We start from the raw sequence: 7656 nt of genomic DNA, 5'->3' as shown, positions 1-7656 counted from the left end.
AGGTCGTAGCTGGCCGTGGCCGCCGCACCCACCGTGTTGAACCCTGCCTCGGCATCGAAGGCCTTGTCATAGAGGGCGCTGTCTGCTTCCTCGCCGGGGGTGATGCCGAAATAGGTGTCCATGTAGCCGTCTGAACCCCAGCCCGCCCGGGGGCCCACCATGACCTGAAGGTCCTCGGTCGGGTTGACGATGAAGTCGATGCCGAAGTCGGCCACCTGGCCGGAGTATCCGTTGAAGCCCTGCCGCACCTCGACGAAGCCGCGGATCCAGTCATGCCGGTAGGCCATGCCGAGGCCCACTTCCAGCGCCCAGTCGACATCGTCCAGGCCCTCGAGTTCGTTCGAATCGGAGGATTCGCGCCGCCCATTGAAATTGAACGAGGGATAGATGCTGAGGCGCTTGATTCGCTCGTCCTCGTCGATCACCTGGCCGATGCCCGGAATGAAGAACTTGCCCACCGAGATGATGGGAAAGGGCACCGCAATCACCTCATCCGAGCCCGGATAACGGGGCTTGGCCATCAGTCCCATGCCCAGATCAAGGACATATTGGTCGGTGCTGTTGTCCTCCGCCTGGGCTGATGGCATGGCGGCGATCATCAGGGCGGCGGCGGCACCAAGGGCGGTCTTGAGGCTTGTCATCATCATCTCGCGATTATCGTTGATGAAGCTTACCAATTTCTGGCCATGCCGGAAAGCTGCGATTTCGCGCCCTGAGGCCAGGCGCCAAATCGCTCGAGGGGAAGGTCTTGCCGGCGGGCGGCCACGGGCGGCTTCAGCATGTGGCGTGCCCTCATGCGGGTTGCCGGGTGTTGATGAATTCCTGGTCGATCTCCGGCAGCGCTTCGCCCTCGAGGGTGGCCTCGAAGCTGCGCAGGCGCTTGTAGACGGAGAGCAGCTCGATCATCGTCGGCCAGGACTTGAGCAGGAACTGCAGCGAATCGCGCACCTGGCCGAAGGCGCTCAGGATCTGGTTGAGGGGTCCCAGCGTGATCTTGCCCGCGACGATGGTGGGCGCCAGAACGATGAAGGGGAAGATGTTGTCGGTCTGGATGTAGAGGTAGCGGCCGACGTTGAAGTAGAGATAGTTGAAATACAGCCGGAAGTAGTTGACGCGCACCGCCTTGAACAACTCGCTGAGGGTGGGTGGCTGGGCCCGGTTCGCATCGTCCTCGCCATAGACCAGCTCCTTGCGGTAGGCGGCCTCGACGCGCTGGTTGCGGAACTCAAGGCCGGGAAGCCTGAGGCCGATCAGGGCCACCAGGGCGGTGCCGAACACCGACCAGATGAGCGCCATGGTGACGAGTGGATAGGGGATGGCGCCGAGCAGTGGAACCTCGGAGACATTGGCGGAGAGCCCGTGCAGCAGCGGAAGAAAGGCGATCAGCGTCATCACCGCATCGACCAGGTTGACGCCCAGCGTTTCGGTCAGCACGGCGAAACGCTTGGAATCCTCCTGAACGCGCTGCGAGGCGCCCTCGATGTGGCGGAGCCTGGCCCAGTGGCCGGTGTAGAAGTCATTCATCGCCGTGCGCCAGCGGAACAGGTAGTGGCTGACGAAGAAATTGTTGAGCGCGATGACGGTGACCGCCACCGAGGCGATGGAGAAGAAGGTGAGGATCTGGGCGTAGAACTCCGGCAGCGTTACCGGTCTCGACTTGGATACTGCCGCTTGGACAAGGTCCCAGAAGGGGCCATACCAGGCATTGATCGCAACACTGACCTGCACCTGGAAGTAGATGACGAAGACGATGAGCGCAGTGCCCAGCACCGACCAGGAGAACCACGGCTGCGGCGACAGCACCCGCCAGACGCCAGCGAATATGCCGACAGCCAGCGCGTAGTAAATATAGAACCACAGGAAGGGCTTGGACCAGAACACCGAAATGCCGATGATGGGGGGCGTGCCCTCCGGCGGGTTTTCCAGCCCGGCGATGTGGCCGAGGTCCTTAACCAGGAAGAACCAGAGAAGGACGGCAAACAGCGTCCATGCGGCGGCGGAGATGAAGAACAGGCGCGGCGCGGGAAAGAAGGAAATGAACATTGGGTGCCTTGGCGGGGGTGTGAGGAACAATGAAATCGATTACTGCAGATAGAGCCTGAGGACCAGCCGATGCAAATGAAGGTGCTTCCATCATCATGACCTTGCCCGGTCCCTTTCAGGGCGCCATCGCGGCTTGGCTGGAGCGCAATGGCCAGGGCGGCCGGCGTGCCGGCAGTGACGCCCTCTCCGCCACCTACCGGGCGGGAGGCTCCTCCGCCGCGGTCGATCCGGCTGCCTATCTGGTGGCGCGGCTTCCCGCCACCTATGCCGCCGTCGCGCGGGTGCTGGCGGAAACCCGCGCCAGGCGGCCGGACCTTACGCCGGAAAGCCTGCTCGATGCGGGCTCAGGCCCCGGCACCGCCTCATGGGCCGCCGTCGAGGCCTGGCCGGGCCTGTCACGCGTCATCTTCCTTGATACCGCGCCGGTTTTCCTGACGCTGGCGGCCAGCCTGGCGGCGGCGGGGCCTCCGCCGCTCTCATGTGCTGACGCCGTGGAGGGGTCGATCGAAGCGCCGCCCCCTGGGCTTGGCGCCGATCTGGTGGTCGCGGCCTATGCGCTGGCTGAACTCCCCCTGCCGCGGGCGGCGGCAGCCGCGGCCAGGCTTTGGGCGGCCAGCCGCTCCTTGCTGGTCATTGTTGAGCCGGGAACGCCCCAGGGCTTTGCCCGCATCCGTGCAGCGCGGGAGACGCTGCTGGGGCAGGGGGCGGTGCCTGTGGCGCCCTGCACCCATGCCCTGGCCTGCCCCATCACCGGGGACGACTGGTGCCATTTCAGCGTCAGGCTGGCCCGCAGCAGGGCCCACATGCATGCCAAGGGCGCACGCGTGCCCTTCGAGGACGAGCGTTTCGCCTATCTGGTGGTGGCGAGGCAGGGGGCGCCGTCCGGCCTTGCCCGCGTCATCGCGCCGCCGCTCCACGCGAAGTCGGGGTCCAGCTTCAGGCTGTGCGGCGGCGGCAGGATCGAGACCCGTATTGTTGCGAGGCGGGACGGGGCAGCCTACAAGCTGGCGCGGAAACTGGACTGGGGCAGCCTGTTCGGCGAACCAGCAATGGCAAAGGACGAAGCATGACCAGGCAGCAGATTTCATCCGGCTCGCGCTTTGAGGCCGAGATCGGCTACTCACGCGCCATCGTGGACGGCGACTGGATCTGGGTCTCGGGCACCACCGGTTTCAACTATGAGACCATGACGATCTCTGGGGACGTGGCCGAGCAGGCGGAGCAGACGTTCCGCAACATCAAGTCCGCGATGGAGAAGGCGGGCTTCTCGCTCGAAGACGTGGTGCGCGTCACTTACATCTTTCCGAATGCCGCGGACTTCCCGCCATGCTGGCCTGTGCTGAGCAAATATTTCGGCAAGACGCGCCCGGCCGCAACCGCCATCGTCGCAGGACTGGTTGATCCGCGCATGAAAATCGAGATCGAGGTGACGGGCAAAAAACGCTGAGGCTTTGCTTGACAGGGGGTAGGGCCTCCTCTATCACGCGCTTCACCTGAATTGCGGGTGTAGCTCAGTTGGTTAGAGCGTCGGCCTGTCACGCCGAAGGTCGCGGGTTCGAGCCCCGTCACTCGCGCCATTCAGAACAGACGAAAAGGGCCGCCCTGCAGGGTGGCCCTTTTCGTTTGGGCCATGGCCGATGCCGCGCGGCAGCCAGCGGAAGATGCCATGTGCGCGGATATAGGCCGCATAGTCACGGTACACCGGATCCTGCGAGAGATGCCGCTCTTCCGTCCGGGCGCGGAGCAGGTAGATCACATTGATGCCGGCAAGCCCGAGGCAGAGTTGAAGTGCGGTGACGGGCGACCCATCCATGGGCAGGAATGGGATGCTGATCAGCCACCATGAGATGTTCTTGGCCACATAGGCCGGGTGCTTGTTGAAGCGGTAGGGACCTGAGGTGATGATGCCGCGGTGCGGCTTGTTTTCAGGGGGAAGCCACGGCCGGCCCGGGGGGACGTACCGGCCGTGGCCAGTGGGTGATTTAGTTGCCGTCGCCGAGGCAGGCCCCGTTCACCCAGTTTGTGTTGCAGGTCACGCTGTTGAACGGGCCTGGAGATTGATCGCTTTCGGACCGGTCGCGGCTCCCGCTTGATCTGCCAACGATTGCACCTTTGCCGCTTGAACTGCCGCCATTGGCGTTGCCGCCGCTTGTTTCGCATAGGCGCCGGGGACGACAGGCGACGCTGCGAGGTAGAGATTCAGACTTAACGCTACGGCGGACACGGCAAGGAACAGTCTGCGATTTGGCATCTCGGATCTCCCTGTGTTAGCCAAAACTGAAAACATTTCCTGCATAGGCTGTAATTAGGGCCTCAAGGAAGTAGAAAATACGTAGTTCTACGTATCTAAGATTGAAAACAGACGAAAAACAGCAAAGGTTTGCACGCTATGGGTGACTGAAATCCTTTTCGATTCAAGGAGATTCTACAACTTTTGCATGCAGAGTATGGCATCTTGACGCAGGTACCGGTTTCGAGATCCCAGGCCTCGGTCAGGCTGGCGGCGCTGCAATCAGCCCCCGGGCGTAAGGTTCGCCCCTGCGACACATGTCACTCCTGCTTGACAACTGTGCCGAAAAACTTGCGGGTGAAGGGCCCGTGCGCTACCAAGCGGCGGATTCTTCTCCGCCACCCGGGCGGAGCCAAAGGCGAAAGCAAAATGCCTGATCTTTTGAGAGAATATCTGCCCGTCGTCATCTTCCTGGGGGTGGCTCTTGGCTTCTCCCTGATCCTGCTGATCGCGCCGATTCTGATCGCCATCCGCAATCCGGATCCCGAAAAGCTCTCGGCCTATGAGTGCGGGTTCAACGCCTTCGACGATGCGCGCATGAAATTCGACATCAGGTTCTACCTTGTGTCGATCCTTTTCATCATTTTCGACCTGGAAGTGGCCTTCCTCTTCCCCTGGGCGGTCTCGCTCAAGGAGGTCGGGGTCTTCGGCTTCTGGTCGATGATGATCTTCCTCGGCGTGCTGACCATCGGCTTCATCTATGAGTGGAGAAAAGGAGCCCTCGAATGGGATTGATCGAACAGGCAAGCCCGGAGCAGCGCGAGTTCTTCACCGAAATCAACGCCGAGCTCGCTGACAAGGGCTTTCTCGTCACTGCCTCCGATGACCTCATCAACTGGGCCCGCACCGGCTCGCTGATGTGGATGACCTTCGGCCTTGCGTGCTGCGCGGTCGAGATGATGCAGGCCTCCATGCCGCGCTGGGACCTGGAGCGCTTCGGCTTCGCGCCGCGCGCCTCGCCCCGCCAGTCCGACGTGATGATCGTGGCCGGCACGCTGACCAACAAGATGGCGCCAGCACTCCGCAAGGTCTATGACCAGATGCCGGAGCCGCGCTACGTCATTTCCATGGGAAGTTGCGCCAATGGCGGCGGTTACTACCATTATTCCTATTCGGTGGTGCGCGGCTGCGACCGCATCGTGCCCGTCGACATCTATGTGCCGGGCTGCCCGCCCACGGCCGAAGCGCTGATCTACGGCATTCTGCAGCTGCAGAAAAAGATCCGCCGCACCGGAACGATCGAGCGCTGACATGGCTGAGACTTTGCAAGAACTGGGCGAGCACATCGCCACCAAGCTGGGAAGCGCGGTGACAGGGTTCAAGGTGGAGTTCGGTGAACTTTCCGTAATGGCCGAGGCCGCCGGGATCATCCGCGTGCTGAGCTTCCTGCGCGATGACGCCGAATGTGGCTTCGTCTGCTTCATCGATATCTGCGGCGTTGATTATCCGCAGCGCGAGAAGCGCTTCGACGTGGTCTATCACCTGCTCGCGCCCTACAAGAACCGCCGCATCCGCGTGAAGGTGGAGACGGATGAGGACACGGCCGTGCCCTCCGCTATCTCCGTCTTCCCTGCCGCAAACTGGTTCGAGCGGGAGGCCTTCGACCTCTATGGCATCCTGTTCTCCGGCCACCCGGACCTGCGCCGCATCCTCACCGACTATGGCTTCTCAGGCCATCCGCTGAGGAAGGACTTCCCGCTCACCGGCTATGTGGAAGTGCGCTGGGACGATGAGGTGAAGCGCGTGGTCTATGAGCCCGTGAAGCTGGCCCAGGAATTCCGCGCATTCGATTATTTGAGCCCGTGGGAGGGAACCGACTACGTGATCCCCGGCGATGAAAAGGCGAAGTAGTGACAGACTCGTCCACCGTCCGTAACTTTTCCATCAACTTTGGGCCCCAGCATCCTGCGGCCCATGGCGTGCTGCGCCTGGTGCTTGAGCTCGATGGCGAGGTCTGCACGCGCGTCGATCCGCATATCGGCCTCTTGCACCGCGGCACCGAGAAGCTGATCGAGTACAAGACCTATCTGCAGGCCGTGCCCTATTTCGACCGCCTCGACTATGTGGCGCCGATGAATCAGGAACATGCCTGGGCGCTCGCCATCGAACGGCTGCTGGGCCTCGAGGTTCCGAAGCGCGGGCAGTTGATCCGCGTGCTTTATTCGGAGATCGGGCGGCTTCTGTCACATCTCCTCAACGTCACCACGCAGGCGATGGACGTTGGCGCCTTGACCCCGCCGCTGTGGGGCTTCGAGGAGCGCGAGAAGCTGATGGTGTTCTATGAGCGCGCCTCGGGCTCGCGCATGCATGCCGCCTATTTCCGCCCGGGTGGCGTGCACCAGGATATTCCGCCGGAGCTCGTCGAGGACATCGGCGTGTTCTGCGACCATCACAACAAGGTGCTCGACGATATCGAGGGGCTCCTCACCGACAACCGCATCTTCAAGCAGCGCAATGTCGACATTGGCGTCGTCTCGCTGAAGGAATGCTTCGAGTGGGGCTTCTCCGGCGTCATGGTGCGCGGCTCAGGCGCTGCCTGGGACCTGCGCAAGTCGCAGCCCTATGAATGCTATAACGAGATGGATTTCGACATTCCCATCGGCAAGAACGGTGACTGCTATGACCGTTACCTGATCCGCATGCAGGAAATGCGCGAGTCCGTGAAGATCATGAAGCAGTGCGTGAACCGCCTGCTGGGATCGGAGAAGACCGGACCCGTCTCCGCTGCGGACGGCAAGGTTGTGCCGCCGAAGCGGGGCGAGATGAAGCGCTCCATGGAAGCGCTCATTCACCACTTCAAGCTCCACACGGAAGGCTTCCACACGCCGCCGGGTGAAGTCTATGCCGCAGTCGAGGCGCCCAAGGGCGAGTTTGGCGTTTATCTGGTGTCCGACGGCACCAACAAGGCCTACCGCTGCAAGCTCAGGGCTCCCGGCTTTGCGCATCTTCAGGCGATGGACCACATCTGCCGCGGCCACATGCTGGCGGACGTCTCGGCCGTCCTCGGCTCTCTCGATATCGTCTTTGGTGAGGTGGACCGGTGAGCGTACGCCGTCTTCATTCCGTGCAGCCCGACAGCTTCGCTTTCAATGCGGAGAATCTTGCCTGGGCCAAGCAGACCATCGCCAAATATCCGGCTGGCAAACAGGCTTCCGCCGTCATTCCGCTGCTCTGGCGCGCGCAGGAGCAGAATGAGAACTGGGTGTCGAAGCCCGTGATCGAACACGTGGCGGACATGCTGGACATGTCCTACATCCGCGTGCTCGAGGTTGCGACTTTCTACACCATGTTCCAACTGGCCCCGGTAGGCAAGGTCGCCCACA

The 7656-nt window shown here is 62.3% G+C and carries 9 protein-coding genes, 1 tRNA gene and 2 pseudogenes; 8 read left to right on the top strand and 4 right to left on the bottom strand.

What is annotated here, in order from left to right; genetic code table 11:
• Together ACILRA_RS16565 and sbmA are read right to left on the bottom strand one after the other, a co-directional pair.
• Nucleotides 1-647 (bottom strand): MipA/OmpV family protein (locus ACILRA_RS16565; protein ID WP_395663175.1); only part of this gene is annotated, 647 nt, incomplete at its 3' end.
• A gap of 145 nt (nucleotides 648-792) precedes the next feature.
• The gene (sbmA, locus tag ACILRA_RS16560) at nucleotides 793-2043 is read right to left on the bottom strand and encodes a peptide antibiotic transporter SbmA (RefSeq protein WP_395663174.1); all 1251 of its coding nucleotides are present in this window, start codon (nucleotides 2041-2043) and stop codon (nucleotides 793-795) included.
• A gap of 95 nt (nucleotides 2044-2138) precedes the next feature.
• On the opposite strand from sbmA, the gene ACILRA_RS16555 reads away from it, so the two are divergent.
• The 3 genes from ACILRA_RS16555 (at nucleotide 2139) to ACILRA_RS16545 (ending at nucleotide 3620) form a co-directional block, all read left to right on the top strand.
• On the top strand, nucleotides 2139-3113 hold the full coding sequence (locus ACILRA_RS16555; protein WP_395663173.1) for a small ribosomal subunit Rsm22 family protein: 975 nt from the start codon (nucleotides 2139-2141) through the stop codon (nucleotides 3111-3113).
• Nucleotides 3110-3490, top strand: a complete 381-nt coding sequence (locus ACILRA_RS16550) for a RidA family protein (RefSeq protein ID WP_395663172.1) — start codon at nucleotides 3110-3112, stop codon at nucleotides 3488-3490. Before ACILRA_RS16555 ends, ACILRA_RS16550 begins: the two co-directional genes overlap by 4 nt.
• 53 nt (nucleotides 3491-3543) lie before the next feature.
• Nucleotides 3544-3620, top strand: a tRNA-Asp gene (locus ACILRA_RS16545).
• Between the two features lie 194 nt (nucleotides 3621-3814).
• Here the strand turns inward: ACILRA_RS16545 and ACILRA_RS16540 are convergent.
• Nucleotides 3815-3904 (bottom strand): annotated as a pseudogene (locus tag ACILRA_RS16540) (hypothetical protein); the annotation flags it as partial.
• Nucleotides 3905-4075: 171 nt separating this feature from the next.
• Nucleotides 4076-4294 (bottom strand): hypothetical protein, encoded by a 219-nt coding sequence (locus ACILRA_RS16535; protein ID WP_395663171.1) that lies wholly within the window; start codon nucleotides 4292-4294, stop codon nucleotides 4076-4078.
• Nucleotides 4295-4702: 408 nt separating this feature from the next.
• Between ACILRA_RS16535 and ACILRA_RS16530 the strand changes: the two genes are divergently transcribed.
• The 5 genes and pseudogenes from ACILRA_RS16530 to ACILRA_RS16510 form a co-directional block, all read left to right on the top strand.
• Nucleotides 4703-5068: an NADH-quinone oxidoreductase subunit A gene (locus tag ACILRA_RS16530; protein WP_395663170.1), complete on the top strand. Its 366-nt coding sequence runs from the start codon at nucleotides 4703-4705 to the stop codon at nucleotides 5066-5068.
• A gap of 29 nt (nucleotides 5069-5097) precedes the next feature.
• Nucleotides 5098-5583, top strand: a pseudogene (locus tag ACILRA_RS16525) (NuoB/complex I 20 kDa subunit family protein); the annotation flags it as partial.
• A 1-nt stretch (nucleotide 5584) separates the two neighbouring features.
• Nucleotides 5585-6184, top strand: coding sequence for an NADH-quinone oxidoreductase subunit C (locus ACILRA_RS16520; RefSeq protein ID WP_395663169.1), 600 nt, complete (start codon nucleotides 5585-5587; stop codon nucleotides 6182-6184).
• Nucleotides 6184-7377 (top strand): NADH-quinone oxidoreductase subunit D, encoded by a 1194-nt coding sequence (locus tag ACILRA_RS16515; RefSeq protein WP_395663168.1) that lies wholly within the window; start codon nucleotides 6184-6186, stop codon nucleotides 7375-7377. Before ACILRA_RS16520 ends, ACILRA_RS16515 begins: the two co-directional genes overlap by 1 nt.
• Nucleotides 7374-7656, top strand: a 283-nt coding sequence (locus ACILRA_RS16510; protein ID WP_395663167.1) for an NAD(P)H-dependent oxidoreductase subunit E, incomplete at its 3' end; no start/stop codon positions are given. The genes ACILRA_RS16515 and ACILRA_RS16510, both read left to right, overlap by 4 nt.

It is taken from the genome of Aestuariivirga sp. (genome assembly GCF_044239095.1).
Lineage (GTDB): Bacteria > Pseudomonadota > Alphaproteobacteria > Rhizobiales > Aestuariivirgaceae > Aestuariivirga.
The sequence above is the reverse complement of the archived record's forward strand: the minus strand, read 5'-3'. Positions and strand labels throughout refer to the sequence as shown.